The 24,809-nt window shown below is 70.7% G+C and carries 21 protein-coding genes; 11 read left to right on the top strand and 10 right to left on the bottom strand.

Annotation, left to right across the window (positions count from 1 at the left end):
• Positions 1 to 95: 95 nt before the first annotated feature.
• From pgl to zwf, 3 genes are read right to left on the bottom strand one after another with little or no spacing between them, the layout of a single operon-like run.
• Entirely contained in the window at positions 96 to 875 is a 780-nt protein-coding gene (pgl, locus tag AIF0345_RS08510) for a 6-phosphogluconolactonase (protein WP_285295881.1), read from the bottom strand.
• On the bottom strand, positions 872 to 1,858 hold the full coding sequence (locus tag AIF0345_RS08505; protein WP_285295880.1) for a glucose-6-phosphate dehydrogenase assembly protein OpcA: 987 nt from the start codon (positions 1,856 to 1,858) through the stop codon (positions 872 to 874). The genes pgl and AIF0345_RS08505 overlap by 4 nt, the downstream gene beginning before the upstream one ends.
• Positions 1,855 to 3,351, bottom strand: a complete 1,497-nt coding sequence (zwf, locus tag AIF0345_RS08500) for a glucose-6-phosphate dehydrogenase (protein ID WP_285297914.1) — start codon at positions 3,349 to 3,351, stop codon at positions 1,855 to 1,857. Before zwf ends, AIF0345_RS08505 begins: the two co-directional genes overlap by 4 nt.
• 282 nt (positions 3,352 to 3,633) lie before the next feature.
• Here zwf and gndA point away from each other — a divergent pair, with 282 nt between their 5' ends.
• A complete protein-coding gene (gene gndA / locus AIF0345_RS08495) occupies positions 3,634 to 5,109 on the top strand; it encodes an NADP-dependent phosphogluconate dehydrogenase (protein WP_285295879.1) in 1,476 nt (491 codons plus the stop codon).
• A gap of 102 nt (positions 5,110 to 5,211) precedes the next feature.
• Here the strand turns inward: gndA and AIF0345_RS08490 are convergent, their stop codons facing one another.
• A complete protein-coding gene (locus AIF0345_RS08490; protein WP_285295878.1) occupies positions 5,212 to 7,230 on the bottom strand; it encodes a variant leucine-rich repeat-containing protein in 2,019 nt (672 codons plus the stop codon).
• Between the two features lie 285 nt (positions 7,231 to 7,515).
• On the opposite strand from AIF0345_RS08490, the gene AIF0345_RS08485 reads away from it, so the two are divergent.
• From AIF0345_RS08485 to AIF0345_RS08465, 5 genes are all read left to right on the top strand, one after another.
• Entirely contained in the window at positions 7,516 to 7,968 is a 453-nt protein-coding gene (locus AIF0345_RS08485) for an FHA domain-containing protein (protein WP_043559479.1), read from the top strand.
• The gene (ftsR, locus tag AIF0345_RS08480) at positions 7,965 to 8,711 is read left to right on the top strand and encodes a transcriptional regulator FtsR (RefSeq protein ID WP_404975915.1); all 747 of its coding nucleotides are present in this window, start codon (positions 7,965 to 7,967) and stop codon (positions 8,709 to 8,711) included. The genes AIF0345_RS08485 and ftsR overlap by 4 nt, the downstream gene beginning before the upstream one ends.
• Before the next feature lie 96 nt (positions 8,712 to 8,807).
• Entirely contained in the window at positions 8,808 to 9,281 is a 474-nt protein-coding gene (locus AIF0345_RS08475; protein WP_268917208.1) for a bifunctional nuclease, read from the top strand.
• Positions 9,282 to 9,637: 356 nt separating this feature from the next.
• Positions 9,638 to 10,156 (top strand): MerR family transcriptional regulator, encoded by a 519-nt coding sequence (locus AIF0345_RS08470; RefSeq protein ID WP_285297913.1) that lies wholly within the window; start codon positions 9,638 to 9,640, stop codon positions 10,154 to 10,156.
• An 87-nt stretch (positions 10,157 to 10,243) separates the two neighbouring features.
• Positions 10,244 to 11,185, top strand: coding sequence for an aldo/keto reductase (locus tag AIF0345_RS08465; RefSeq protein ID WP_268917182.1), 942 nt, complete (start codon positions 10,244 to 10,246; stop codon positions 11,183 to 11,185).
• An 82-nt stretch (positions 11,186 to 11,267) separates the two neighbouring features.
• Here AIF0345_RS08465 and AIF0345_RS08460 read toward each other — a convergent pair whose 3' ends face one another.
• Positions 11,268 to 12,860, bottom strand: a complete 1,593-nt coding sequence (locus AIF0345_RS08460) for an Hsp70 family protein (RefSeq protein ID WP_285295877.1) — start codon at positions 12,858 to 12,860, stop codon at positions 11,268 to 11,270.
• A 305-nt stretch (positions 12,861 to 13,165) separates the two neighbouring features.
• On the opposite strand from AIF0345_RS08460, the gene AIF0345_RS08455 reads away from it, so the two are divergent.
• The 4 genes from AIF0345_RS08455 to AIF0345_RS08440 all read left to right on the top strand — a co-directional run bounded on the left by AIF0345_RS08455 (position 13,166) and on the right by AIF0345_RS08440 (position 18,578).
• Positions 13,166 to 14,404 carry an inorganic phosphate transporter gene (locus AIF0345_RS08455; protein WP_285295876.1) on the top strand — a complete coding sequence of 413 codons (1,239 nt, stop codon included), beginning with the start codon at positions 13,166 to 13,168 and terminating at the stop codon, positions 14,402 to 14,404.
• Positions 14,401 to 14,637, top strand: coding sequence for a hypothetical protein (locus tag AIF0345_RS08450; protein WP_268917180.1), 237 nt, complete (start codon positions 14,401 to 14,403; stop codon positions 14,635 to 14,637). The genes AIF0345_RS08455 and AIF0345_RS08450 overlap by 4 nt, the downstream gene beginning before the upstream one ends.
• Positions 14,638 to 14,733: 96 nt before the next feature.
• Positions 14,734 to 16,284: a glycoside hydrolase family 32 protein gene (locus tag AIF0345_RS08445; RefSeq protein ID WP_285295875.1), complete on the top strand. Its 1,551-nt coding sequence runs from the start codon at positions 14,734 to 14,736 to the stop codon at positions 16,282 to 16,284.
• Between the two features lie 206 nt (positions 16,285 to 16,490).
• Positions 16,491 to 18,578: a PTS beta-glucoside transporter subunit IIBCA gene (locus AIF0345_RS08440; protein WP_285297912.1), complete on the top strand. Its 2,088-nt coding sequence runs from the start codon at positions 16,491 to 16,493 to the stop codon at positions 18,576 to 18,578.
• A 75-nt stretch (positions 18,579 to 18,653) separates the two neighbouring features.
• On the opposite strand, the gene AIF0345_RS08435 is transcribed toward AIF0345_RS08440, so the two are convergent.
• Both AIF0345_RS08435 and AIF0345_RS08430 read right to left on the bottom strand, forming a co-directional pair.
• Positions 18,654 to 19,673, bottom strand: a complete 1,020-nt coding sequence (locus AIF0345_RS08435) for a LacI family DNA-binding transcriptional regulator (protein ID WP_268917207.1) — start codon at positions 19,671 to 19,673, stop codon at positions 18,654 to 18,656.
• A gap of 99 nt (positions 19,674 to 19,772) precedes the next feature.
• Positions 19,773 to 20,405: an SGNH/GDSL hydrolase family protein gene (locus AIF0345_RS08430; protein ID WP_285295874.1), complete on the bottom strand. Its 633-nt coding sequence runs from the start codon at positions 20,403 to 20,405 to the stop codon at positions 19,773 to 19,775.
• A gap of 142 nt (positions 20,406 to 20,547) precedes the next feature.
• On the opposite strand from AIF0345_RS08430, the gene AIF0345_RS08425 reads away from it, so the two are divergent.
• Entirely contained in the window at positions 20,548 to 20,982 is a 435-nt protein-coding gene (locus tag AIF0345_RS08425) for a hypothetical protein (protein WP_285295873.1), read from the top strand.
• Positions 20,983 to 21,046: 64 nt separating this feature from the next.
• On the opposite strand, the gene AIF0345_RS08420 is transcribed toward AIF0345_RS08425, so the two are convergent.
• From AIF0345_RS08420 to AIF0345_RS08410, 3 genes are read right to left on the bottom strand one after another with little or no spacing between them, the layout of a single operon-like run.
• The gene (locus AIF0345_RS08420) at positions 21,047 to 22,963 is read right to left on the bottom strand and encodes a cellulase family glycosylhydrolase (protein WP_268917176.1); all 1,917 of its coding nucleotides are present in this window, start codon (positions 22,961 to 22,963) and stop codon (positions 21,047 to 21,049) included.
• A gap of 56 nt (positions 22,964 to 23,019) precedes the next feature.
• Positions 23,020 to 23,859, bottom strand: coding sequence for a carbohydrate ABC transporter permease (locus tag AIF0345_RS08415; RefSeq protein WP_043559508.1), 840 nt, complete (start codon positions 23,857 to 23,859; stop codon positions 23,020 to 23,022).
• On the bottom strand, positions 23,852 to 24,808 hold the full coding sequence (locus tag AIF0345_RS08410; RefSeq protein ID WP_043559512.1) for a carbohydrate ABC transporter permease: 957 nt from the start codon (positions 24,806 to 24,808) through the stop codon (positions 23,852 to 23,854). Before AIF0345_RS08410 ends, AIF0345_RS08415 begins: the two co-directional genes overlap by 8 nt.
• Between the last annotated feature and the right edge of the window lies 1 nt (position 24,809).

Raw genomic sequence — 24,809 nt, 5'->3', positions numbered from 1 at the left:
GCGCATGCGCCAAGGGTACGCGGCCCGCGCCCGCTGAGCCCGTCCACACGGGCCGGGCCGCGCGCGGCGCCGGACCGGCCCGTCAACCGTCGCGCTCAACCGCCCAGAGCGCCAGCGGCGGCGTCGTCGAGGTACCAGGTCGTGACCAGGCCGCGGGCGCACGACGCCGGGGCGGCCTCCGCATCGGGGGCCCCCAGACCGGCGCGGGCCGCCCCCGCCTTCCCCTTGCCGCCGGCGACCAGCATCAGGCACCGGGAGCGGTGCAGGACGTCGAAGGTCAGCGAGACCCGCTCGGGCGGGGGCTTGGGGGAGGAGCGCACCGCGACGACGTCGGTCCCGGTGGTCCGTGCGGCCGGGTGCCCGGGGAAGAGGGAGCAGACGTGCGCGTCCGGCCCGACCCCCAGGTGCACGACGTCGAAGCGCCCCTGCGCGGGGCCGGCCGCGGCCAGGTCCGCGGCCAGGCGTCCGGCGGCGTCCTCGACGTCGGCGGCCCTCTCGGGGCCGCACAGGCGGTGGACGTTGGTCTCGGGCACGCCCGCCTCCACCAGTCCTGCGGCCAGCAGGTCGTTGCGGTCGGCGTGCCCGGCGGGCACGAAGCGCTCGTCGCCGAACCACAGGTGAATGCTCTCCAGGCCCCGTGAGGGGACGATCCCGGCGGCGGTGAGAGCCGCGGGCAGGGCGCGCGCCAGGGCGGTCCCGGCCGAGCCGCCGGTCAGGGCGAGGTGGCCGGCGCCGCGCGCGGCCGCCGCCTCGGCGAGAAGGCCCGCGGTCCGCCCGGCGGCCAGGGCGCAGGCCTCGTCGAAGGACGGGCGGCGCACAATACTCGCCGCGGGCAGGCCGGCGGCCCTCTGCTCGATCGTGCCGGCGGTGCTCACCGACGGCCCCCTCCGGGCTCGTGGCAGCACTCGGCGGCGAAGGAGGCCAGGACCTCTCCGAAGACGAGGTCGGGGGTGAGCCGGCGCAGCTCCTCGTTCATGGTGGTGATCGGCTCGCGGCGGGGCATGGTGACGAGCTGCGGGGCGCCGCCCCCGGGGCGGGTGATGGTGGCGCGCTCCTGGTCCGTGCGGGCGATCACGATCTCGCCCGCCGGCGTGGTCACGGTGATCGAGGCGATGCCGCTGAAGCCGGGGACGTCGACCTGCTCCACCCCCACCCCGGTGCGCAGCCCCAGCCACTGGATCATGAGGGCGATGGAGGCGTTCTCCGGCTCTCCGGCGACGACCATGCCGCGCACGGCCCCCTCGCGCAGCACCGGGTCAAGAGTCGAGGCGACCATGGCCCGCCACAGGGTGGTCCGGGTCCAGGCCAGGTCGATGTCGCCCGGGGTGAAGGACGGTGCGAGCGCCTTGAGCGCCGTCACCGGGTCGTCGAGCGCCGGGGTGTTGGTGATGCGGGTGGAGGCCAGCTGTCCCAGGGGGCTCGTCGACGGGCAGACGGGCGGAGTCGTCGGCCACCAGGTCACCACCGGGACGTCGGACAGCAGGAAGGGGACGACGAGGGTGTCGGTGTGCTTGGCGGCCTCCCCCCAGGGCCGCAGGACCAGGGTCTCGCCGGCACCGGCGTCGTGCCCCACCCGGATCTCGGCGTCGAGGTGGCCGGGCAGGTCGGAGGGGACGTGCCCGTCGCGCGACCGGGGCCCGGTGGCCGCGTCGTCCTCGGGGTCGGGGCGGACCACCGCGACAATGCGGCACGGGTGGTCCAGGCTCGCGCCGTGCGCTGCGGCCAGGGCGTCCTCCAGCCCGGCGGCGTCGGTGTCGATCATGAGGGTCAGCACGTGGGAGCCGCCGGAGGCGCCCCCCTCCGCCAGGAGGGCGGAGACAATGCGGTCGGTGGTCGTGGCGGTGAGGGTGGTGATCATGAGCGCCTCCAGGTACGGCCGTCGCGGGCAAGGAGCTGGTGGGCCGACGCCGGTCCCCACGAGCCCGGCCGGTATCCGTCGGGCTCGCCTGCGGCGGCCCACCGATCGATGACCGGATCCAGGATCCGCCAGGACAGGTCCACCTCCCGCTGGTGGGGGAACAGCGGGGCGTCGCCGAGGAGGGCGTCGAGAATCAGCCGTTCGTAGGCCTCGGGGGACTCCTCGTTGAAAGTGCCGCCGTAGCCGAAGTCCATGGACACGTCCCGCAGCTCCATGTGGGAGCCGGGGACCTTGGAGGCCAGGCGCATGGTGACGCCCTCGTCGGGCTGGATCCGCAGGACGATCGTGTTGGCGCCCACCCCGGCGGTGGCGGCGCCGTCGAAGGGCAGGAAGGGCGGCCGCTCGAAGACGACGGCGACCTCGGTCACGCGGCGGGCGAGGCGCTTGCCGGTGCGCAGGTAGAAGGGCACACCCGCCCAGCGGCGGTTGGCGATCTCCAGGCGGATGGCCGCGAAGGTCTCGGTGCGCGAGCCGGGGGCGACGCCGTCCTCCTCGAGGTACCCCCTGACGGGGACGCCGCCCTGGAACCCGGCGTCGTAGCGCCCACGGGCGGTCGTGGCGTCCAGGTCCAGCTCGCCGCGGCGCTCCAGGCGCACAGAGGCCAGAACCTTCTCCTTCTCCGCGCGCACGGCCGCAGCGGTCATGGAGGTCGGCTCCTCCATGGCCGTCAGCGCCAGCAGCTGGAGAAGGTGGTTCTGGATGACGTCGCGGGCCGAGCCGATGGTGTCGTAGTAGCCAGCGCGCGTGCCGATGCCGATGTCCTCGGCCATGGTGATCTGGACGTGGTCGACGTAGCGATGGTTCCACAGCGGCTCGAGCATGGTGTTGGCGAAGCGCAGCGCCAGGATGTTCTGGACGGTCTCCTTGCCCAGGTAGTGGTCGACGCGGAAGACGTCGTCGGGCCGCACGATCCGGCCCACGAGGGCGTCGAGCTCGGCCGCGCTGGCCCGGTTGTGGCCGAAGGGCTTCTCGATGACCACGCGCCGCCAGGAGCCCGGCGACTCGTCCACGAGGCCGGAGGCGGCGATGCGCTGGGTGACCGCCGGGAACCAGCCCGGCGGGATCGACAGGTAGAAGGCGCGGTTGCCGCTGGTGCCGCGCGTCGCGTCGAGATCCGCGACGACAGCGGTCAGGCGGGAGTAGGCGCCGTCGTCCTCGAAGGAGGAGAACTCCACGAAGCGCATGCCGGCGGCCAGCTGGTCCCAGATGGCCTGGTGCCAGGGGGTGCGCGCACCTGCGCGCGCCGCCTGCGCGACGTAGGCCCGCAGGTCGTCATCGCTCCAGGATCGCCGGCCCACGCCGACCAGGGAGAAGCTCGGCGAGAGCAGGCCGCGGTTGGCCAGGTCGTAGATGGCCGGAAGCAGCTTGTGGCGCGCCAGATCGCCGGTGATGCCGAACATGACGAGCACGCACGGGTCGGCGATCCGGGGCATGCGCAGATCGCGGGAGTCCAGCAGGGGGTTGAGACCGGTGGCCGGTGCGTTGCGGCCGGGTGTCGGGGCGGGGGAGTCGTCCACGAGTGCCTTCCTGTGGTGGTGTGTGTCCCGGACAGGATACGAGTTCCACCTTAGACGTCGAGCACCCGGGCGGGACAAGAACCGTGCCTGGCCCGGGCGCGCCCTGCTTCCCGTGCCCGCTGTTGCTGTAGGCTCCCCGCAGGCCCTTTGCGCACCATGGTCGCCCGCCGATCTCAGTGCGGGCGGGAGAGGAGCATCATGAGCGATTTTGTCCCGGCCCCGTCGAGCGCGGACATCGGCGTCTACGGGCTGGGGGTGATGGGGGCGAATCTCGCCCGCAACCTGGCCCGTCACGGGCACTCCGTGGCCGTGTTCAACCGCACCCGGGCCCGCACCGAGCGTCTCATGGAGCGCTACTCGACCGAGGGCGACTTCGTGCCGGCGACGCGGCTGGCCGATTTCGCGGCCTCTCTGCGCCGCCCGCGCGTGGCCATCATCATGGTCCAGGCGGGCGCGGCCACCGAGGCGGTGATCGGCCAGCTGCGCGAGCTCTTCGAGCCCGGCGATATCATCGTCGACGCCGGCAACACCTTCTACAAGGACACCCAGCGTCGTGAGGCGGAGCTGAGGAGGGACGGCATCCACTTCGCGGGCGTGGGCGTGTCCGGGGGGGAGGAGGGCGCTCTGCTCGGCCCCTCCATCATGCCCGGGGGCACCAGGGAGTCCTACGACCGGCTCGGCCCCATGCTCGAGTCCATCTCCGCGCACGTGGACGGCGCCCCCTGCTGCGCGCACGTGGGGCCCGACGGCGCCGGCCACTTCGTCAAGATGGTCCACAACGGCATCGAGTACGCCGACATGCAGCTCATCGCCGAGGCCTACGACCTGCTGCGGCGCGTCGCCGGGCTCGACGTGCCCGCCATCGCCGAGGTCTTCCGCTCCTGGAAGGACTCCGAGCTCGACTCCTACCTCATCGACGTCACCGCGGAGGTCCTCGACCGCACGGACCCCGCGACCGACGAGCCGTTCGTCGACGTGATCGTTGACGCAGCCGGCCAGAAGGGCACGGGCGTGTGGACCACCCAGACCGCGCTGGAGCTCGGGACCGCGGTGCCGGCGATCGCCGAGGCGACCTTCGCGCGCGCCGTGTCCTCCTCGGCCGCGGCCCGCGCCGCCGTGCGCGAGGCCGACCTGGACGCCGGGGCCCGCACGATCGCCTTCGACTCCGATGAGGACACCGCGGCCTTCGTCGAGGCGGTCAAGCAGGCGCTGTACGGCTCGAAGATCGCCGCCTACGCCCAGGGCTTCGACGAGATCGCCACCGCCAGCGCGCGGGACGGCTGGAATGTGGACCTGGGCGCCATGGCGCGCATCTGGCGCGCCGGCTGCATTATCCGCGCCCGCTTCCTGGACGATATCGCCCGCGTCTACGAGGACGGCCGCGAGCCGGCCGGCCTGCTGACGGCGCCTGTTTTCGCCCGGGCCCTGGAGACGGTGCTGCCCGCGTGGCGCGAGGTGGTGGCGACCTCCGCCCTGACGGGCGTGCCCGCCCCGGCCTTCGCGTCCTCGCTGGCCTACGTCGACCAGCTCCGCGCACCGCGGCTGCCCGCCGCCCTCATCCAGGGGCAGCGCGACTTCTTCGGGTCCCACACCTACCACCGGGTCGACGACCCCGCCGGCGTCTACCACGTCCTGTGGGCCCGGGACGGCCGCCCCGAGGAGAAGTGGGACTGACCGGGCGACCGGGCCCGTTTCCTCCTCACCGGCCTGAGACGGCCGCCGGGCCCGGCCCGCACCCGTCCAGGGGTGCGGGCCGGGCCCGGGCCGGCCGGTGAGTCAGTAGCGGGAGCCGTATGTCGACCTGCAGTCGCCCCCGTACCTCATGGAGTAGCTGCGTCCTCCGCAGCTCTTGCCGAAGGCCTCATCGTCGCTTCCGTAGGAGGAGCTGTAGTAGAGGCTGTCGCAGTCGGCCATGTTCCCGGCGGAGCACGAGCTCCTCAGGCTGCTGTTCGACGACGAGCCGTATGGCGGGCGACTCGGGGAGGAGTACGAGTGGTCCTCCCACTCCAGGTCCTTGAGCTGCTGGGCGACGTCGGCGACCACGAGAATGGGCGTGGCGATCGCGGCGGACTGGGTGACCTCCTCGGCGAAGTCGTCGGCGTCATCGGAGTCCACCCCCCAGTCGGTGAGGGTGTCGGCGAGCTTGTTGAGAGCGCCCTGCGAGGGATGCAGGTTGAAGATGTTGACAATCGTCCCCGAGGAGGACACGTGCCAGGTTCCGTCGCTCTTCTCCACCACCACTCCGAGGTGATCGGGATTGGCGAGCTGACGGGTGAAGTCGACAGATGCGGTGTTGTTCTCGGACGCGGATGTGGTCACGTCCACCTTGCCGTCGTTGAAGGCCAGAGTGACCTTCCGGCTGCTGTCATCGGGGTGGAGGGTCACCGTGGAGCTGCCGGGGTGAACGACGGTCTTGCCGCTGCCGATGCTCGTCGAGGTCAGGTTCCAGTCGATCTGCACCGACTTCGAGGCCCTCTCGGAGAACTCCTGGTCCTCGCCGATCATGGTGGGTCCGTAGACCATGGCCAGGCGGCGCTCTGGCAGAGAGAGCATGCCGACGACGTTGTCATCGAGCAGGTCGCTGGGACGGCGGGCGTCCAGGACGGCGTCGGTCAGCTTCTCGACCGCGTCCTCGGCCGAGGACGCCCCCTTGGCCGAGGTGAAGTCGGCCTTGTAGCTCGGTGTCTTGATGTCATCGTCATAGCGCGCCCGCTCCCGGTAGGCCCACTGCGCAACGGTCATCGTCGGGGAGACGAACCAGCGCCCGTCCTCCTGGACCATGACGAGCTCGAGCGGGATGTCGTCCGAGAAGCTCTTGGCGACATCGCCGTTGTAGGACGCGTCCGAGAAATCCAGGTCGTTGAAGAAGTCCTTCTCGTCCCCGTCCAGGGGCTCCCCCTTGGCCGACTCGTAGCGGGTGCGCAGCGTCGTGGCCAGGCTCTGGTCGACATTGGCCTTGAGCTTCCAGGAGGAGACGGTCGCGATGGCCAGGCTGTCGGACTTCTTGTCGATGGAGTACTCCATGTTGGAAGACGTCACATTGATGGCCTTCAGGTAGCTGTCGAGCGCGTCCTTGGACATGAGCTTGTCGGGATCCGTCTTGGAGGACTTGTCGGTATCGCCGCCGTCGTTCTTCCGCACCGCCTCGGCGGAGTCGGAGACGGTGTCGATCTCGGCGGGCGACACCATTTTGAACAGGGTCATGACGTCCTTGTCCTGCACGGCCTGGGACAGGTAGTCCATGGCGGCCTCGGGGGAGGAGGCCCCGCGCTGGAAGAAGTGGGAGTAGACGGTGTAGGCGCCGCCTCCGAGCACCAGGGCGACGGCGAGCACCGCGGCCGCAATGCCCCGGGTCTTTCTGGTCCATCGTTTGCGGCCGCCCCGGACGGGCGAGACGGGCGGGGGCGGAGCCTGACTGAAGGCGACAGCCGGGGCCGACGCAGCCGACGCCGGCAGCGGCGTGGGGGCGCCCTGGCCTTCGGCGGGCGGAGGCGGCGGGGGAAGGGGCGTGGGCATGGGAGCGGGGGCCGGCTCCGCCCGAGTCTCAGTCTGCTCGGCGCGCATCGAGTCCGCCCGGAGCTCGGAAGCGGCCAGGGCCTCCTTGACCGCCGGGTCATCGACCTGCCCGAGCCACTGCCGCAGATCCGGGTAGAGCGCCGGGTTGGCCGCCAGAGCGGGCCACAGGTCGGGACGCTCAGCGGCGATCCTGGCCATGTCATGGGCACTCGTGCCGGGATCGGAGGCCTGCTCGGGGGAGAAGCCTGGGGGGCTGGGGGGACCGGCGGGATCAGACATCGTCTACCTCCGTGGGATGACATAGGGAAGCGGGTCGTGCGCACCGCAACACGGCACTCAGGATAGTGAGCCGTGCGCCCCCTCACCAGATACAATTTCTGATACAGCATCCGCGTCGTGCCCGCTGCTCCGGGCGCCGGGGCGAGGGGCGTCCCGGCCGGCAGCAGCGGCGGCCTGGAACGCGCTGAGCGTAGAGAACGCGATTATATTGTCAGTGGCACGCGCCGCGACGGTATGGTGTGACCACACCGGCGCGACCCGCGCCGCCCGACCCGAGGGGAACAGATGCCGAGCACTCCGATCGAGCCGGATCCCAGCACGACCCAGTCCTTCGGTGCTATGGATTTCAGTGCTGATTCGGCTGCGTCGCTTATCGGACTGTCGCAGCAGGATCGCGCTGCGATCGCCGCCCTGCCCGCAGGAACGGCTTTGCTGCTGGTCCAGCAGGGCCCGACCACCGGCGCCCGTTTCCTGCTCGACGCGGCCGAGACGACCGTGGGCCGTCACCCGCGCGCGGACATCTTCCTCGACGACGTGACGGTCTCGCGCAAGCACGCGATCTTCTTCGCGCTGCCCGAGGGAGGCTTCGCCGTGCGCGACTCGGGCTCGCTCAACGGCACCTACGTCAACCGCCAGCGTGTCGAGCAGGCCGCTCTGCGTCGAGGCGACGAGGTCCAGATCGGCAAGTACCGAATGACCTACCACCCCGGCCCGGTCGCGGGCGCGGCTGCGCAGTGAGCGCCGTCCCCGCACGCCGTCGTCCCGCTGAGCGCGATGCGGCCGACGCCGAGGTCCCGCCCTGGCCCCGAGACGTCTCCCGCAAGCCGGAGATGAAGATCTCCGAGGTGGTGGACCGGCTCAAGGCGGAGTTCCCGGCCCTTTCCCTGTCGAAGGTCCGCTACCTCGAGGGGGAGGGTCTCATCGCCCCCTTTCGGGTCGGCAACGGATACCGGCGCTACTCCCAGGCCGATGTCGAGCGGCTCCGCTACACGCTGACGGCCCAGCGCGACGAGTATCTGCCGCTGTCGGTCATCCGGCAGCGGCTCGCCGAGCTGGATGCCTCGCCTCAGGCGCCCGAGCCCTCCCCGGTCCCGCGCGTGGTCGCGGCCGGCGGCCATGCGGTGGTGGGCACCAGCCTGGACGCCGCATCGCTGGCCCACCACGCCGGCGCCTCCGTGGCCCAGCTGGAGGAGCTGGTTGCGATCGGCGTCGTGGCGCCCGACGCCCACGGCCGTTTCGACGCGCGCTCCCTGCGGACGGTGTCGCTTGCACTGCGCGCGCACCGGCTCGGCATTCCTCTGCGCAACCTGCGCTCGGTGCGAGCCGCGGCCGAGCGCGAGGCCGACGTCGTCGACCTGGCTGTGCGGTACAAGCGGCTGCGGTCGAGCACGGCCGCCGAGGACGCCGCCTCCGAGCTCGCCGGCGTCCTCGCGGACCTGCACACGGCTCTGCTCCACCAGGCGGTCTCGGCGCTGGGCTGAGAGGCGCCCCCGGGGAGGGACCGAACCGGTCGAGGTTCCGCCTCCGTTCGCCGGACACGGCGCCCGCGCGCCCGTAGATTTGGGTCCGTGAGCACCATGACACTGGTGAGCGTCCGCTCCACAACGTCCCAGAACGGCCTGGTCGCCATCCTCGTTGAGGACGGCGGTCCTGCGATGGTGGCAGTCCCCGTCACCCCTCGTGAGGGCCTGCTGCTCAGCTCTGGTGAGGCCAGCGAGGTAATGCGCACCTTGACCTGGACGACTCTGCTCGGGCAGACGTGCCGGGCGCTGGGCGGCCGCGTCAGTGCTGTCGAGCTCGATGTCGACGCCGATGCGGCGCTGTGCGCCTGCGTGGTGCTCCTTCAGGGCGAGATCGAGCACCGGGTCCCGTGCTCGCCGGCGGAGGCGCTGGTCGCGGCGCAGTCGTTGGGCCGTCCCGTGGTGGCGACCGCCGGGCTCCTGCGGCTGCGGGGGCTGGACCTCGATGCTCAGGGGCTGTGCCTGCGCTTCGCGCAGTGGCGCCGGGAGCTGGAGGCGATGGCGGTCGATGAGGCGGCGTCGTCAGCCTGACTCCGCGACACGCGAGACGGAAGTGACGCATGTGACGAATAATGTGATGTGAATCACATGCTCTGTCGTAGGGGACCCACCCGTTTGCCCTGCAATCAGGCCGCAAATCGCTAACAGAATGCGGCAAAACTTGACCTCGCCCTGAGATTGAGACATCCTCGACAGGCGGACGCGGCGCGCCCTTCATTGAGCACCGCGGGCAGTGGCCCTATCGTGGGTCCTGGTCGGGGACACCCGCCCGACCCCCACCGCCACGGGGCGCGCCCAGCGCGCACGCCCCCATTCCGACAGGAGCAGGTCAGTTGAGCGCGAACGAGGCCAGTCTTCATGCCCCAGCACTTCAGCGCGGCCAGGGGATGCTCTTCGGCGACCCGCTTCCCGAGCTTGATGTCAACACGGGCTACCGCGGACCAATCGCCTGCCGCGCCGCCGGCATCACCTACCGGCAGCTGGACTACTGGGCCCGCACCGGACTGGTCGAGCCCTCCATCCGAGGCGCCAGGGGCTCAGGCTCTCAGCGTCTGTACTCCTTCCGCGACATCCTGCTGCTCAAGATCGTCAAGCGGCTGCTCGACACCGGCGTCTCCCTCCAGCAGATCCGCACCGCGGTCAACGCCCTTCACCAGCACGGCGTGGAGGACCTGACCTCCATAACGCTGATGAGCGACGGCGCCTCCGTCTACGAGTGCACCAGCGCCGATGAGGTCATCGACCTCGTCCAGGGGGGCCAGGGCGTCTTCGGCATCGCCGTGGGGCGCGTATGGCACGAGGTCGAGGGCTCCCTGTCCGAGTTCCCGGTCGACCATGCGAACCGGCCCCCGGTGATTGAGGACGAGCTGGCCAAGCGTCGCGCCGCCAAGTGCCGGCTCGGCTGAGCGAGCGCGTGTCGGCGGCGGGCGGTGCCGATCGCCCCGCGCCCTCACCTCACAGTTCCTACACGACCTGAGCAGAAAGGCTCCGCAATGAAACTTGGCAGCTCGGATCTTGATGTCAGCCGCATGGGACTGGGCGGCAACGTCTTCGGCTGGACGGCCGACGAGGAGGCCTCGCGCCGCGTCCTGGACGCCTACACCGGCGAGGGCGGCAACTTCATCGACACGGCCGACGGCTACTCCGCCTGGGCGGACGGCAACGCCGGGGGAGAGTCCGAGACGATCATCGGCTCATGGCTGCGCAGGCGCGGACGCCGCGACGACGTCGTCATCGCCACCAAGGTCTCCACCAAGCCGGACCGGGCCGGACTCGCGCCCGACAACGTCCGCGCCGCCCTCGGGGAGTCCCTGGCGCGCCTGCGCACCGACTACGTCGACCTCTACTACGCGCACTTCGACGACCCGGACACGCCCCTGGAGGAGACCGTGGCGGTCTTCGAGGAGCTCCGCGCCGCCGGCAAGACCCGCTACGTGGCGCTGTCCAACTACGACCCCCGGCGCATCGAGCAGTGGTGCGCCATCGCCGAGTCCATGGGGGCACAGGCGCCCGTCGCGCTCCAACCGCACTACAACCTCCTCCACCGCGGCGACGTCGAGGGGCCCGGAAACCGAGGGGAGACGGCGGCCGCCCACGACATGGGGCTCGTCCCGTACTTCTCGCTGGCCGCGGGCTTCCTGACCGGGAAGTACCGCCGGGGCGAGGCGGCCACCACCGCGCGCTCCTCGATGGTGGCGGACTACATGCGCCCGGAGTGCTTCGCCGTCGTCGACGCGCTGCGCGAGATCGCAGCGGCCCACGGCACGCAGCCGGCCGCGGTGGCGCTGACCTGGCTGCGCGACCGCCCCGGCGTGGTGGCCCCGCTGGCCTCGGCCCGCACCACCGAACAGCTCGCCCCGATCCTGACGGCGCTCACTCTTCGGCTCGCACCGGAGGAGACCGACCGGCTCACCTCGCTGTCGGGCGCCATCTGAACAGGCCGTCTACGCGGATGAGAGCGGGCCGTGCCCGAGGGCCGGCCCGCCCCCGCCCTCATGGCTCCGGGTGCCGGGGTCCTCAGGCGGTGCGGTGCCCGAGGACGTAGGTGCGGCTGTGGCCGTCGCTGAGGTCGGTCAGCGTCACCCGCACCAGGCCGGACTCGTCGGCCTCGTAGCGCTCCTCCATCTGCGGGCCGCCGCCCGTGCGCGTCACAGGTATCGAGGACAGGTCGTCGATATCGCGCAATGAGGCGTCGAAGGGGAACAGGACGTCCTCGTAGGGCGCGAGCTCCCCGCGGGGCTCGCCGTCGTCGTCGACCCCCGCGCACTCCACGAAGCGGTAGCGCCCGATGTTGTGGACCGCCTGGTAGCGGCGTGTGGCCACGGTGGCGCTGACCCCGCCGCCCTTCTGGATGGAGTCCTCGGTCAGGATCGCGTCGAAGGAGGTGCGCGTGCCGCCGTCGGCCTCCCGGAAGACGCCGAAGCCGCGCGAGAGCCGGTCCGTCAGCCGGACGTTGGCGTCACGGTCGGCGGCGATCGCCAGGCCGATGGCGGTGGAGGCCCCCGGGTAGGGGGAGCGGTGGACACGGCGTCCGAACCGCTCGCGCAGCATCCTGGGCACCAGCGGCAGGCCCGAGGCGCCGCCGACGAGGTAGATCCCGGCGATGTCGGTCAGGTCCGGGCCGCCGTCCTCCAGCCTGCCGACCAGGGGCGCCATCACGTCCACGCTGCGCTGGATCAGGGGCGTCGTGGCCTCGTAGAGGTCCGCCACGGGCAGCACCACGTCGTTGTCGCGCACGCGGACGACCATGCGCCGCGACTGCGGCGCCAGGGCCTCCTTGACGTCGCGGCACTGGTCGAGCAGGTCGCCGAGCTGGGTGCCGCTCAGGGAGGCCTCGTCCACGGACGCGCGCGCCAGCACCAGCTGGGCCAGGATGAGGTCGACGTCGTCGCCGCCTAGGTCGCCCAGCCCGCGGGAGGCCAGCACCTCGTGCGAGGGCCCGTTGACGTCCACCAGGGAGGTGTCGAAGGTTCCGCCCCCCAGGTCGTAGACCAGGACGCGCGTGCGCCGGGAGGACACGGTGGACGCCTTGCGGTGGGTGTACTCGAAGCCGGCGGCGCTGGGCTCGTTGAGCATGGCGGTCACGTGGAACCCCGCCGCCCGGAAGGCGTCGAGCGTGAGCAGGCGCTGCGCCCCGTAGGCGTGCGCGGGCACGGCGACCACCACGTGCGCGTCCTCGCTGCCGGGGTCGGCGCCGTCGAGCACCCCGGAGGTGGCCATCTGCCGGCGCAGGTCGGTCAGGAAGGACACGAGTACCTCGCCGACGCTCAGCGTGCGGTCGCCGAGGGTCACTGTGCTCGACGCGCTGACCGACGGCGCCGCCAGGGTGCGTTTGAGGCTGCGCAGGAGCGGAGCGCCCTCGCGGGCGGCCTGGCGCGCGCGGAAGCCGTGCACCAGGCCGTCATCGGTCAGCGCCGTCAGGGACGGGTAGTAGTCGTGGGAGTCGCCGTTCGTATCGGTGAAGGACAGAACAGGGTAGTTGCCCCGGTCGGCGCGGGCGACGACCGTTCTGGTCGTGCCCAGGTCGATTCCGAGGTCCAGGTGAGAAGGGGCCGCGGTGCGGCCTTTCCGGGACTTGGAAGAGCGTGTGCTTCCACTTCGGGCTGCCATGGTCCGACCCTATCGTTGCTGTCCCGATATAACGCTCAGGGCGCGCTGGGGAGTCGGCCTCGTCTTGCTTCGCCGACGGCGAGCGGCCGCTCACGCGGGTCGGGCGGCGACGGATGCCGCGGTGCCGTCTCCGGCACCGTCGGGGGACCGGGTGAACAGTTGGTGAACAGTCAGAATCTCGCTGTCGGGCGGGGTCGGCCGCTGGTAACAATGAAGGCGGACCGCGTCCGTGCGGTCCGGATCCCCGGCCCGATCGGCGTCAGCCGCACCCGGGACCCAGATCCGCTCACCCGACCGAGAATAGTATGACTGCAACCTTGTTCATCGTGGTGGTCGTCGTCGCGACCGCGCTGGTCTTCGACTTCACCAACGGATTCCACGACTCGTCCAACGCCATGGCGACATCCGTCGCCACCGGGGCCTTCACTCCCAGGCGCGCTGTCCTGGTCGCGGCCGTGCTGAACGTCATCGGCGCCATGATCTCCACGGAGGTCGCCAAGACGATCTCTCACGGCATGTTCAACGACGCGCTCATCGAGGCGGCGCCCGCAATGGTCTTCGCCGGCCTCGCCGGCGCGATCCTGTGGAACCTGGCCACCTGGCTCTTCGGACTGCCGTCCTCCTCCTCGCACGCGCTCTTCGGCGGGCTGATCGGCGCCGTCATCATGGCCGCGGGCATCCAGGGCGTGCACTGGGGCACGGTGATCTCCAAGATCATCCTGCCCGCGATCATCGCCCCCTGCGTGGCCGGGACGGCGTCGGCGCTGGCCACCTGGATCGCCTACCGCATCGCCCGGCCCACCGACCGCTTCAGTCAGACGGTCTTCCGCAACGGGCAGCGGATCTCGGCATCAATGGTGGCACTCGCCCACGGCACCTCCGACGGGCAGAAGACCATGGGCGTCATCACCCTGGTCCTGATCGCCGCCGGCTACCAGGAGACGGGGACCGGCCCCCAGTGGTGGGTGGTCGGCGCGGCCGGGCTGGCCATCGGCCTGGGCACCTACTCGGGGGGCTGGCGCATTATGCGCACGATGGGCAAGGGACTGGTCCACATCGACCCGCCGCAGGGCTTCGCCTCCGAGACCGCCTCAACAGTGGCGATCCTCGCCTCCTCCCACCTGGGCTTCGCCCTGTCCACCACCCACATCTGCACGGGCTCGATCCTGGGCACCGGAGTGGGCAGAGGGGCCAAGGTGTCCTGGGGGACCTTCGGGAAGATGGGCATCGCCTGGCTCGTCACCCTGCCCTGCGCCGCCGTGGTGGGCGCGGTGACGTCCCTGATCGCCGTCAGGGGCGGCGTCCCGGGCACTATCGCCGTCATCGTCCTGCTCCTGGCCGGGGCCTGGATCATTATCCGCCAGGCCGGCCACAACCGGGTCGACTTCTCCAACGTCAACGACGCCGACTCCGTCGTCGTGGCCAAGCAGCCCGACCCCGAGCTCGGCCGCGCCCCCAAGACCCTCAACGAGGTCAAGAAAGAGCTCGTCGGCGCGGCCACGGTCACCACCGCCGCGCCGCAGCAGAGGGAGAGCGTCGCATGAGCATCGACTGGGCGTCCCTCGGGCTGGTCGCGGCGGTGACCGTGCTCGGCACGGGCCTCGTCCTGGCCATCACCTCCTCGGCGGCCCGCATGCTCGGCGAGGCCCGGCTCAAGCGCACGGCCGGGCAGGTCAGGGGCCTGCGCGCCGCCGAGCTGGCGGCCGGCTTCTTCCTGGCGCTGGCCCTGGGCATCGTCCTCTTCGGCCTGTGGCTCATGATCCCCTACTACCACTGAGGTCTCAGCGCGGCCGCCGCGCGCGGGTTTCTGACGGATCCGAGCAGGCGGCCAACGGCCGTCGATTCCGACGGCGGGGCTTGCTACCCTTCGCTCATGGCGGAGGACCTCGCAGCGCTCGCCCGGGAGACGATCGCCTCGTCCCGTGCGAGCCGGGACCCGGACTACCCCCTGATCCACCTGGCTCCGCCCATCGGGCGCCTCAACGACCCCAACGGGCTGCTCGTCGACGGGGACGCCTACCACGTCTTCTACCAGCTCGGTCCCTTTCACCCCGGCCGCAAGCTCGTGTACTGGGGGCACGCCTCCTCGCCCGACCTGCTCACCTGGAGCCAGCACGGTCCCGCGATCGTCCCCGACTCCGCCTACGACCGCTCCGGCGCCTACTCGGGCGGCGCCCTCGTGCTCGACGACGACGAGGCCGCCCGCGCGCCGGCCGGCGCCCGCTTCCAGCTGTTCTACACGGGCAACCTCAAGGACCCGGTGACCGGCGTGCGCACCTCCACCCAGGCGCTGGTGACCAGTCCTGATCTGGTCCGCTTCACCAAGTGGCCCGGCAACCCGATTATCGAGCGCCCCGACGGCTACACGGCCCACTTCCGCGACCCGCAGGTGTGGCGCGACCCCGACGCGCCGGGCGCCTACCGGATGATCGTGGGCGCGCAGCGCCTGGACGCAACGGGGGCGGCCCTGCTGTACCGGTCCACCGATCTGGCCGCATGGCGTTTCGAGGGCGAGCTGCGCTTCCCCGACGCGCACGGCGCCCTCGACTCGCTGGGCTACATGTGGGAGTGCCCGGGCATTGTCCGCCTGGCCGACGAGACGACCGGCGGCGAGCGCGACGTCCTCATCTTCTGCCCCCAGGGCATTCGGCCCCAGGAGGAGGGGTACGAGAACGTCTTCCCCTGCGTCTACGCGGTCGGGCGCCTGGTGGGCAACGAGCTGCAGGAGTGCGACGGCCAGATCCGAGAGGTCGATCGGGGCTTCGAGTTCTACGCGCCGCAGGTCTTCGCAAGGCACCCCTCGCGGCCGGGGCCGGCGCTCCTCATGGGGTGGGCCGGCAACGCCGACGAGGACGACCAGCCCAGCGTCGACTCCGGGGGCTGGGTCCACGCCATGACGGCTCCCCGCGCGCTCACCCTGCGCGCGGGCCGCCTCATCCAGCGTCTGGCGCTTCCGCCTCCCGACGACGCGGCGGCACCTGGGGTGAGTGGTCTGGGCGGGGTGCCGGTGACGGGGCTGGCCCGGGTCGCCGAGCTCCGGGGGCATCGCTCCTGGCACCTTGAGATGGAGGCGGAGAGTCTCGAGGCGACGGGGGAGACCGGCCGGTGGGGCCTGCGCATCGGGGAGGAGTCGTGCTGCGTCGATATCGACCTGGTGGCCTCCGCCTCCGGCGCGCAGCTGGTGGTGGACCGGACGACGTCGAGGTACGCCATCCACGGCGCGAGGCGGCGGGTCACGCTGCCCGAGCGGGTTCGCCCGCGCCTGGAGGTGCTCCACGACCGCTCGATCACCGAGGTCCTGGTCGGCGACGGTGATATCGCCTTCACCCTGCGCAGCTTCCTGCCTCCCGACGCCTCGGGCGCCACCGTGAGGACCGACGGCGTCCTGAGGCTGCGGCGGGCCGGGGCGCGGACACTCGACTGAGGACGCCGGACGCCCCTGGGGTCCGGCACCCGCATGAGACTGACTTCTCACTTACGCTTGCAACGAACCACTGTTCAACGATACTATGACGATCGTTTGACACAAGGTCTGGACGCCCGGGTCTCACGGTTGTTTCCCACGCGTCATCTCCCCTCTGAGCTCACCGCCGAGCGCCCAGGCCCCAGAGAAAGGAAACCCGGGTGGCGATGGACCACGCCCGAGTGGCGAAAGACGTCCTGACGTATGTCGGCGGCGCAGAGAACATCAGTGCAGCGGCGCACTGCGCAACCAGGTTGCGTCTTGTCCTGAACGACATGGACAAGGTGGACCAGAAGGCTCTCGACAAGGACCCCGACCTCAAGGGGACCTTCATCGCGGGAGGCATGTTCCAGATCATTGTCGGTCCCGGTGACGTGGACAATGTCTTCTCCGAGATGATCACCAAGGGCGGTGTCAAGGAGGTCTCGAAGGACGAGGCGAAGGAGGCGGCCGCCAAGGGCGGCAACCCAGTCTCCCGGTTCATCAAGACGATCGCGGACATCTTCGTCCCGATCCTGCCGGCCCTGATCGCCGGCGGTCTTATGATGGCGCTCAACAACGTCCTGACAGCCGAGGGCCTGTTCGGCAGCCAGTCGCTGGTCCAGCGCTGGGCCTGGCTGGCCGACTACGCCGACCTGATCAACATGATCTCCTCGGCGGCCTTCGCCTTCCTGCCCGTGCTCGTGGGCTACTCCGCGGCCAAGCGCTTCGGCGGCAACGTCTACCTCGGTGCCGCCATAGGCGCCGCCATGGTCTCCACCTCGCTGCTCCCGGCCGACTCCATGAGCAACAGCACGGCGCGCGCGAACTTCTGGATCTTCAAGGGGACGACGTCCTGCGTGATCGGCTCCGACGGCTGCGGTATCACCAGCGCCGTGGACAACTGGAGCCTCTTCGGCCTGCACGTGGACAAGATCGGCTACCAGAACATGGTCATCCCGGTGCTCTGCGTGGCCTGGATCCTGTCGGTCATTGAGAAGTGGCTCCACAAGCGCCTGTCCGGCACGACCGACTTCCTGCTGACCCCGCTCGCCACGCTGCTGGCGACGGGCTTCCTCACCTTCGTCGTCGTCGGCCCCGTCACCCGCGTGCTGTCGGACTGGATCACCGACGGCCTGGCCTGGACCTACAACACCCTGGGCCCGATCGGCGGCTTCCTGTTCGGCATGGTCTACTCGCCGATCGTGGTGACCGGCCTGCACCAGTCCTTCCCCGCCGTCGAGCTGCCGCTCATCGCAGAGATGGGCAACGGCGGCCCCGGCTCCTTCATCTTCCCGATCGCCTCCATGGCCAATGTCGCCCAGGGCGCCGTCACGCTGGCCGTCTTCTTCAAGGCCAGGGACGCCAAGATGAAGGCCCTGGCCGGTGCCGGTGGCGCCTCGGCCGTCATGGGCATCACCGAGCCCGCCATCTTCGGTGTCAACCTCCGCCTGCGCTGGCCCTTCTACATCGGCATGGGCGTCGCCTCCCTCGGCGGTGCCGCGGTCGCCCTGCTCGGCATCCACTCCCAGGCCCTGGGCGCCGCCGGCTTCATGGGCTTCGCCTCCATCGTCCCGGAGGACATCCCCAAGTACCTCCTCCTCGAGGCGATCGTCTTCATCGTCGCCTTCGCCGCCGCCTTCGCCTACGGCTCCACCCGCGGCAGGGCCTCGCTCGCCGGTGAGGCCGACGACGTGGACGAGGCCGCCCTCGAGGCCGAGATCCTGGCCGCGCAGGCCGATATCGAGATCCCGGAGGAGGCCGCGGCGGACTTCTCCGTCACCTCTCCCATCCGGGGCCGCGCCGTCCCCCTGTCCGAGGTCAAGGACCAGACCTTCGCCTCCGGCATGCTCGGCCCGGGCCTCGCCGTCGCCCCCGCCGAGGGGCCGGTCGTCTCCCCGGTCGACGGCGAGGTGCTCGTCGCCTTCCCGACCGGTCACGCCTACGGGCTGCGCTCGGCCAGCGGCGTCGAGCTGCTCATCCACGTCGGCATGGACACCGTCGAGCTGGACGGCAAGCACTTCAGCCCCAAGGTCAGGGCCGGCAACAAGGTCCGCCGCGGCCAGGTCCTGGTCGATGTCGACTGGGCCGCGGTCAAGGAGGCCGGCTACGAGACGGTGACGCCGATCGTGGTCTCCAACGGCGCGTCCTTCGCCGGCATCGCCGATGAGCGCACCGGCGACGTCGAACGCGGCGACGCGCTCTACGTCGTCGAGCCCGCCGCCGAGAGCGAGGAGAAGACCCCCGAGCCGGCCGGCGAGACCAGCGCCTCCTGATTCCCGGCACGACGGCGGCGGTGGCCCGTCCCGGGACAGGGACGGGCCACCGCCGCCGAGTGGCGGCCGACGGCCTCAGGTCGTGTTGCCCACCAGGAGCCGGACGGGCAGGGGAGCGGGGGACAGGCTCCTGGGTGCGGGGGGCTCGACGTCATCGGCGCTCTCGGCGCGGGCGTCGATCTGCCTGAGCAGGATGTCGACGGCGCACGCGGCCAGGTCGGCGATCGGCTGCTCTATGGTGGTCAGTCCCGGCAGCGCCCGACGCACCGCCGCCGTGGCGTCGAAGCCGATGACCTTGAAGTCCTCGGGCACGCTGCGGCCGCGCTTGCGGGCCCACTCCAGGACCGCGGCCGCCGTCAGGTCGTCGGTGGCGAAGACGGCGTCGACATCGGCGGGCATGGAGTCCAGGCCGGCCTCAATGAGTCCAGCCCGTTCGGAGTCCGGCGTGTGGAAGTCGACCGTGCGCACCACCGGCTCGACTCCGGCTCCGAGCAGCACGGCGAGGTAGCCGGCCTCGCGGCGGTTGTGCGGCCCGGTCCGCGAGGTGAGCAGCGCGGGCCTGTGCGCCCCGCGCGCCAGCAGGTGCTCGGTCGCCGCGCGCCCGCCCGCCTCGTTGTCGCAGGCGACGTTGGGGATCGCGGGGGACAGGAGGCGGTCGACGGTCACCAGCGGCATGCGCACCGTGCGGTACTCGGGCAGGGTCTCGTTGTGGGCGCCCGAGATAATGCCGTCGACGCGGTGGGAGACGAGCAGGTCGAGGTACTCGCGCTCACGGTCCGCCCGGCCCATCGAGTTGCACACGAGGATCCGGTAGCCGTGGTCCGCCAGGGCGTTCTCGATCTCGGCCGCCACCTGGCCGAAGAAGGGCAGGGCCACGGTGGGGACGATGACCCCGACGATGTGGGTGGACTTGCCGTGCAGCGCCCGTGCGACCTGGTTGGGCCGGTAGTTGAGCTCGGCGATGGCGTCGGCGACGCGGTCCTTGGTCCCCTGGCTGAGGTAGCCGCGGTTGTTGAGCACGCGGGAGACCGTCGTCAAGGAGACGCCTGCGACCTGAGCGACGTCAGCCAGGGTCGGCTCTCGGCGCGAGCTCATCATGGTCTCCTCGGGTTATCAGACAAATGCCGCCTAAGCCTATGCCAGGGTGCCACCATCTGGTGAAGACCGCGTCACCGTGCGGCAGGATTGCCGAGGTCACGCGTGGCACAGCGCGGGCACAAAACCCTCATAATAGCTGATCATGGCACGTGCGATCGCGGCGTGGCCGGCGTCGTCGGGATGGATGCCGTCCATCGCGAGCCTGTCCTGCTCGCCGTTGATCGCAGTGCTCATGGCATCGGTCGAGGTCAGTCCGAGCTCTGTGGCCCGCTCGTGGACCATGCGCCTGACGACGCCGAAGCGCGGTCCGGTGCCGAGCGCCGGGAAGTAGGGTGCGACGACGACGGGCGTGCCGCGCAGGCGCGCGGCGAGGAACGACAGGTCATGGTCGACCGCCTGCCGCACGAGGCCGAGCTGGGAGGGCAGGAAGGCGGCGTCGTTCAGGCCCAGGCTGACGGTGAGGATGTCGGGCTCCGCGCGCAGCGCCGCCTCAAGGCAGATGGCGTCGCGGCAGGACGGAGCGCGGTCGCCTCCGGGCAGGCGCCCTCCGCGGCGGGCGAAGAAGCCCATGCCGTCGGCGGCGAGGTTCACCTCCCGCCATCTCAGGTGCTCGCAGACCAAGGAGCTCCACCGGTTGCGCGGGTGGGTGACGGCCCGCCACCCGGTGGTGACCGAGTCGCCGAGGAAGACGGCGGTGGGGAAGGACTGCGGACGTGGTACGGAGGGCACGCACCGACCATACGACCACAGGCCGGTCGGGGGGCGGTGACGTGCGCCCGCGGCTCTTCTCGTCCCACACGTCCCAGGTGTCTCAGCAGGTTCACAGGCTATGCGGGGGAGCGCCGAAGGTCGGGCTCATAGTGTTGCCGCCATGAGCGGGCAGGACAGGGCGCACGGGGTCCCGGTGACCTACATCGACGCCGACGGGAGGCCGATCGAGGCGCCGCACGACCCGGGCGCCGGCCGGGACGGCGCGGGCGAGCGGCCCGCGATGTTCGTGCACATGAGCTGTCGCGTGAGTTCTGTCGAGCTCGGCTCGTCCAGCGTCAGGGCCCTGGAGCCCGTGTGGCGCACCGCGCTGGTGTGGGCGGCGGTCGCCTTCGTCGCTGGAGCGCTCATGGTGGCGCTGAGCAGCGGCCTCGCCGCCGTCGTGCTGTGGCCGCTGGGCGGCTTCACCATGATCGTCGCCGCGAGCGCGCTGTGGGGGGCGTGGACGGCCCGCCGCCTGGCGCGCAGGACGCTCACCTCGTCGCCGGCCCGCGGCTCGTCGGTGAACCGCCCGGCGCCGGGCGACCGCAGGGGCTGAGGGACCGCGGGTCCTCAGGCGCCTCCTCCTGCACCTGTATTGTCATATAATGTCATAATGTGCATTATCGGCGATGAAGGATGGTGGCTCCGAGCCCCGGGAGCCGGACCGCCGTGCGCCGTCCGTCCGCGTGGATGACGGTCCGCTCGACTGGCTCGTCGTGCTGCGACAGGACGACGACGAGCTCCCCGCCGTCGTCGTCGACCAGGACGTCGGCCAGGACGCGCGGATCCTCGACGTGGGCGGGCCGCCGGACGCCGGCCAGCTCGGCGAGCGCGTCGTAGAGCCGCCACGTGTCCTCGGGGTTGACGCGCCCCAGGCGCGCGGCGAAGTACTCCAGCGGATAGGTGCACAGCACCGCGCGTCCCGGGCCGTGGCGCTTGACGACGATCGCCGGACGGCCGTGCGAGTCGTGCGCGACGACGTCGGCGCCGTCGAGGGCGCGCACGGGCAGGAAGGCGCGGGCCTCCCGGTTGCCGGCGGCGCGGAACCGCAGGGTGGCGCCCTCGGGCAGCGGCCCGAGCGGCTCGACGAAGGTGATCTCCACCGTCTCGTCCTCGACGGGGTCGTTGAGCCCGTAGGTGAGCTCCTGGGCGACCCCGAACAGGCAGTCGAGACCGGTCCACCAGGGCCCGCGCTGGGCGGTCGTCTCGCCCGCGCAGTAGGACGCGTACACGGTGGCGCCGCCGCGCGCGAGCTCGACCAGACGGGGCCAGGTGGCGGCGGCCAGCTGCTTGGTCGACGGCGCCAGGTACAGGTCGTACCCGCTCTCGATGCCGCCGGCCAGGCCGTCCTCGGGCTCGTGGACGATGCCCGGGGCGAGATCGGCCTCCTTCGCCGCGACATAGGCCTGCTCGCTCGCGTCGACGATGAGCGCGCGCTCCTCCTCGGTCGTAAAGGGGTAACGGGCGGTCAGGCAGGACGGGACGATGATCCCGGTCGCGGTCGGCGCGCGCCGGAGACCGGCCAGGTCGGTCCCGGCCAGCTCCTCGGAGAAGATCCGCAGCTCCTCCAGCGGCGGCTTGGGCGCACCGGCGGCGTCGGTGATGCCGAAGTGCATCTCGAAGGGGTGGTGGCTGTAGGGCCGCTGCTCCCTGAGGTCGTCGAAGTCCGTGTTGTTCCAGGCCACCCAGCCCGAGGCTCCGGCCGCGAGCGTGGAGTGGAGCAGCTGGCGGTAGTAGGACGCGCTCCCCCGCGCGGAGACGAAGTCGCTCGACAGCCCGAACTCCTCCATGATGACCGGCTTGCCCGCGACCTGGGCGAGCTCGCACACGAATGCGGCCTTGAGGTGCTGACGCAACCGGTCGTTCTCCATCCGGTACACGTGGGGGCCGATGAAGTCGACCAGCTCGCCGTAGGTGAGCGAGGAGAATCCCGAGTCGTGCCCCGTGGTCTCGACGCCCCAGGCGCCGTCCCCCAGGCTCACCGGCTGGTGCCCGCCGCCCGCGCGCACGGCACCGACCATGAGCAGGGCCCAGGCGCTTATGACCTCCTCATCGCCCTCTCCCCCGTAGATCGGGATCTCGTTGGAGATGAGCCATCCGATGACGGCCGGGTGGTCGTGAAAACGGCGGGTCAGCTCCGTGATGTACCACGCCTGCCGGGCCACCATCCACACATCCGTGTAGAGGTCCCTGCCGTGACGCCACGACGGGTCCCAGTTCTCTCCCGACATGTGGCCGACAATGAATGTCGGGATCGTTCCCATCCCCACCTCCCGGTGTGCGTCGAGGAAGTCCCGGTACCGGTCGCAGGCCCCCTCGTCGATCGTGTCGGGAGCGGGCATGAAGTCGGGCCAGTAGAAGAATGAGCGCGTCATTGTCAGGCCGTGCTCGTGCAGGACCTGGAGCTCCTCGCGAACGATGCCGGGGTCGTAGCGCGACCACATTCTGGGACCGCCTGTGCGCGACCAGAAGTTGGCTCCGATCCACGGCCGGGACTGGCCGGAGCTGTTGATCATGTGCATGGGGCGGGTGGGCATAGCGGTCCTCGGGTGATAGGCGGGGGCGCGTTCCTGTCGCGCCCTCGGGGGCGGGATTATTTCACGGAGCCGGCCGTCAGGCCTGCTACGAAGCTCTTCTGGAGAATCAGGAAGGCGATGACGACGGGCACGGACACGGCCAGCGAGGCGGCCATGATCTGGTTCCAGTAGACCGCCGTCTGGGTCGAGTACAGCCTCAGCCCCACCGCGAGCGTGCGGTTGGCGTCGGTCGTCATCACCGAGGCGAAGAGGACCTCTCCCCAGGCCGTCATGAAGGAGTAGATGGCCACCGCCACCAGGCCGGGCCGGGCGGCCGGAAGGATCACCCTGATAAGAGCCCCCAGGGGCGAGCAGCCGTCCACCTTGGCGGCGTCGTCGAGCTCGCGGGGAATGCCGTTGAAGTAGCCGGAGAGCATCCAGATGGAGAACGGGAGGGAGAAGGTCAGGTACGTGAGGATCAGCCCGCCGCGGGTTCCGACGAGCTGTATCCCGAACGCCGTGTTGATATTGACGAAGATGATGAACAGCGGCAGGAGGAAGAGCACGCCCGGGAACATCTGCGTCGACAGGATCGTCGTCGTGAACAGGGTCCTGCCGTGGAACCGGTAGCGGGAGACGGCGTAGGAGGCGAAGACCGCGATGATCATGCTGAAGAGCGTCGCAATGGTCGACACGATGATCGAGTTGAGGAAGTAGCTCCCCAGCGGCACCGTCTTCCACATGTCCAGGAACGGAGAGACCGTCAGGCTCGTGGGCCACCATGTGAAGTCCCCCTGGACGTCCTGGAGCGGCTTGAGCGAGGAGCTGACCATCACGTAGAGCGGAAGGAGCACGAAAAGGCTCAGCAGGACGACGACCACGAGCCTCAGGGCCTTGAAGGCCGCCGTGTCACGCATCCTCCGACCTCCTGTTCAGGTAGGCGATGTAGAGCCCGCTGACCGCCAGCAGGGCCAGAAGCAGGAGGACCGACATCGCCGAGCCCGCGCCGAAGTTCCAGGTGAGGAAGGAGGCGTTGTAGATGTGGAAGGAGATGAGGTCCCCGGCCGCCGGCTGGGAGGTGCCGAACAGGACGTACGGGGTGTTGAAGTCGTTGAATGTCCACAGGAACATGTTGAGCAGCAGGACGAGGTTGACCGGGCGGAGCATCGGCAGGGTGATGGACCACCACTGGCGGAACCGCCGGGCGCCGTCCAGGGAGGCGGCCTCGTAGACGTCGTCCGGTATGGACTGCAGCCCCGCCATGAGCATGAGGAAGGCGAAGGGCCACCACCGCCAGATGGCGACGACGACCAGGGCGACGAACGCGTTGCCGCCGATGAGCCAGAAGGCGCCCTCGTCGAGGATCCCCAGGTTGTCGACGAGAATGTGGTTGATGGCGCCGTTGTCCTTCTGGAACATGAAGTTCCACGCGATGACACCGGCGTACATCGGCAGGGCGTACGGGATGAGGAAGAGCGTGCGGACGACCGCCCTGCCCCGGAAGGGGCGCTGGAGGACGACGGCGGCGAGCATTCCCAGGCCCCAGGAGATCCCGACCACGAGCACGGTGAAGGCGCAGGTGACGAGGAGAGAGCTGCGGAATCCCTGGCCGGTCGAGCTCGACATGTCCAGGACCTTGCGGAAGTTGTCGAGGCCGGCGTTCGGGGCGGCGGCCCAGTTGCTGATGAAGAACTTGGTCAGCTTCTTGAAGCTCATCCAGATGCCGGTGAGCATCGGGACGACGTGGATGAAGAGCTCGAAGATGACGGCCGGAAGGATGATGAGGTAGGGAAGGTACCAGCCCTGCTTGCGGGCCGGGCGGTCCCGGAGGCGCCCGGCCCGCGCGCCGGCAGCGCGCGTGCTCATG

Origin of the sequence: Actinomyces israelii, assembly GCF_030253495.1 — a bacterium.
GTDB classification, from domain to species: domain Bacteria; phylum Actinomycetota; class Actinomycetes; order Actinomycetales; family Actinomycetaceae; genus Actinomyces; species Actinomyces israelii.
The sequence above is the reverse complement of the archived record's forward strand: the minus strand, read 5'-3'. Positions and strand labels throughout refer to the sequence as shown.

What these genes read in the sequence shown, in the direction of transcription:
- AIF0345_RS08505 (WP_285295880.1), bottom strand. Translation starts at nt 1,858, where the DNA reads ATGATCACCACCCTCACCGCCACGACCACCGACCGCATTGTCTCCGCC.
- zwf (WP_285297914.1), bottom strand. Translation starts at nt 3,351, where the DNA reads ATGCCCCGGATCGCCGACCCGTGCGTGCTCGTCATGTTCGGCATCACC.
- gndA (WP_285295879.1), top strand. Translation starts at nt 3,634, where the DNA reads ATGAGCGATTTTGTCCCGGCCCCGTCGAGCGCGGACATCGGCGTCTAC.
- AIF0345_RS08490 (WP_285295878.1), bottom strand. Translation starts at nt 7,230, where the DNA reads ATGTCTGATCCCGCCGGTCCCCCCAGCCCCCCAGGCTTCTCCCCCGAG.
- AIF0345_RS08485 (WP_043559479.1), top strand. Translation starts at nt 7,516, where the DNA reads ATGCCGAGCACTCCGATCGAGCCGGATCCCAGCACGACCCAGTCCTTC.
- AIF0345_RS08475 (WP_268917208.1), top strand. Translation starts at nt 8,808, where the DNA reads ATGACACTGGTGAGCGTCCGCTCCACAACGTCCCAGAACGGCCTGGTC.
- AIF0345_RS08470 (WP_285297913.1), top strand. Translation starts at nt 9,638, where the DNA reads ATGCTCTTCGGCGACCCGCTTCCCGAGCTTGATGTCAACACGGGCTAC.
- AIF0345_RS08465 (WP_268917182.1), top strand. Translation starts at nt 10,244, where the DNA reads ATGAAACTTGGCAGCTCGGATCTTGATGTCAGCCGCATGGGACTGGGC.
- AIF0345_RS08460 (WP_285295877.1), bottom strand. Translation starts at nt 12,860, where the DNA reads ATGGCAGCCCGAAGTGGAAGCACACGCTCTTCCAAGTCCCGGAAAGGC.
- AIF0345_RS08455 (WP_285295876.1), top strand. Translation starts at nt 13,166, where the DNA reads ATGACTGCAACCTTGTTCATCGTGGTGGTCGTCGTCGCGACCGCGCTG.
- AIF0345_RS08450 (WP_268917180.1), top strand. Translation starts at nt 14,401, where the DNA reads ATGAGCATCGACTGGGCGTCCCTCGGGCTGGTCGCGGCGGTGACCGTG.
- AIF0345_RS08445 (WP_285295875.1), top strand. Translation starts at nt 14,734, where the DNA reads ATGGCGGAGGACCTCGCAGCGCTCGCCCGGGAGACGATCGCCTCGTCC.
- AIF0345_RS08440 (WP_285297912.1), top strand. Translation starts at nt 16,491, where the DNA reads ATGGACCACGCCCGAGTGGCGAAAGACGTCCTGACGTATGTCGGCGGC.
- AIF0345_RS08435 (WP_268917207.1), bottom strand. Translation starts at nt 19,673, where the DNA reads ATGAGCTCGCGCCGAGAGCCGACCCTGGCTGACGTCGCTCAGGTCGCA.
- AIF0345_RS08425 (WP_285295873.1), top strand. Translation starts at nt 20,548, where the DNA reads ATGAGCGGGCAGGACAGGGCGCACGGGGTCCCGGTGACCTACATCGAC.
- AIF0345_RS08420 (WP_268917176.1), bottom strand. Translation starts at nt 22,963, where the DNA reads ATGCCCACCCGCCCCATGCACATGATCAACAGCTCCGGCCAGTCCCGG.
- AIF0345_RS08415 (WP_043559508.1), bottom strand. Translation starts at nt 23,859, where the DNA reads ATGCGTGACACGGCGGCCTTCAAGGCCCTGAGGCTCGTGGTCGTCGTC.
- AIF0345_RS08410 (WP_043559512.1), bottom strand. Translation starts at nt 24,808, where the DNA reads ATGAGCACGCGCGCTGCCGGCGCGCGGGCCGGGCGCCTCCGGGACCGC.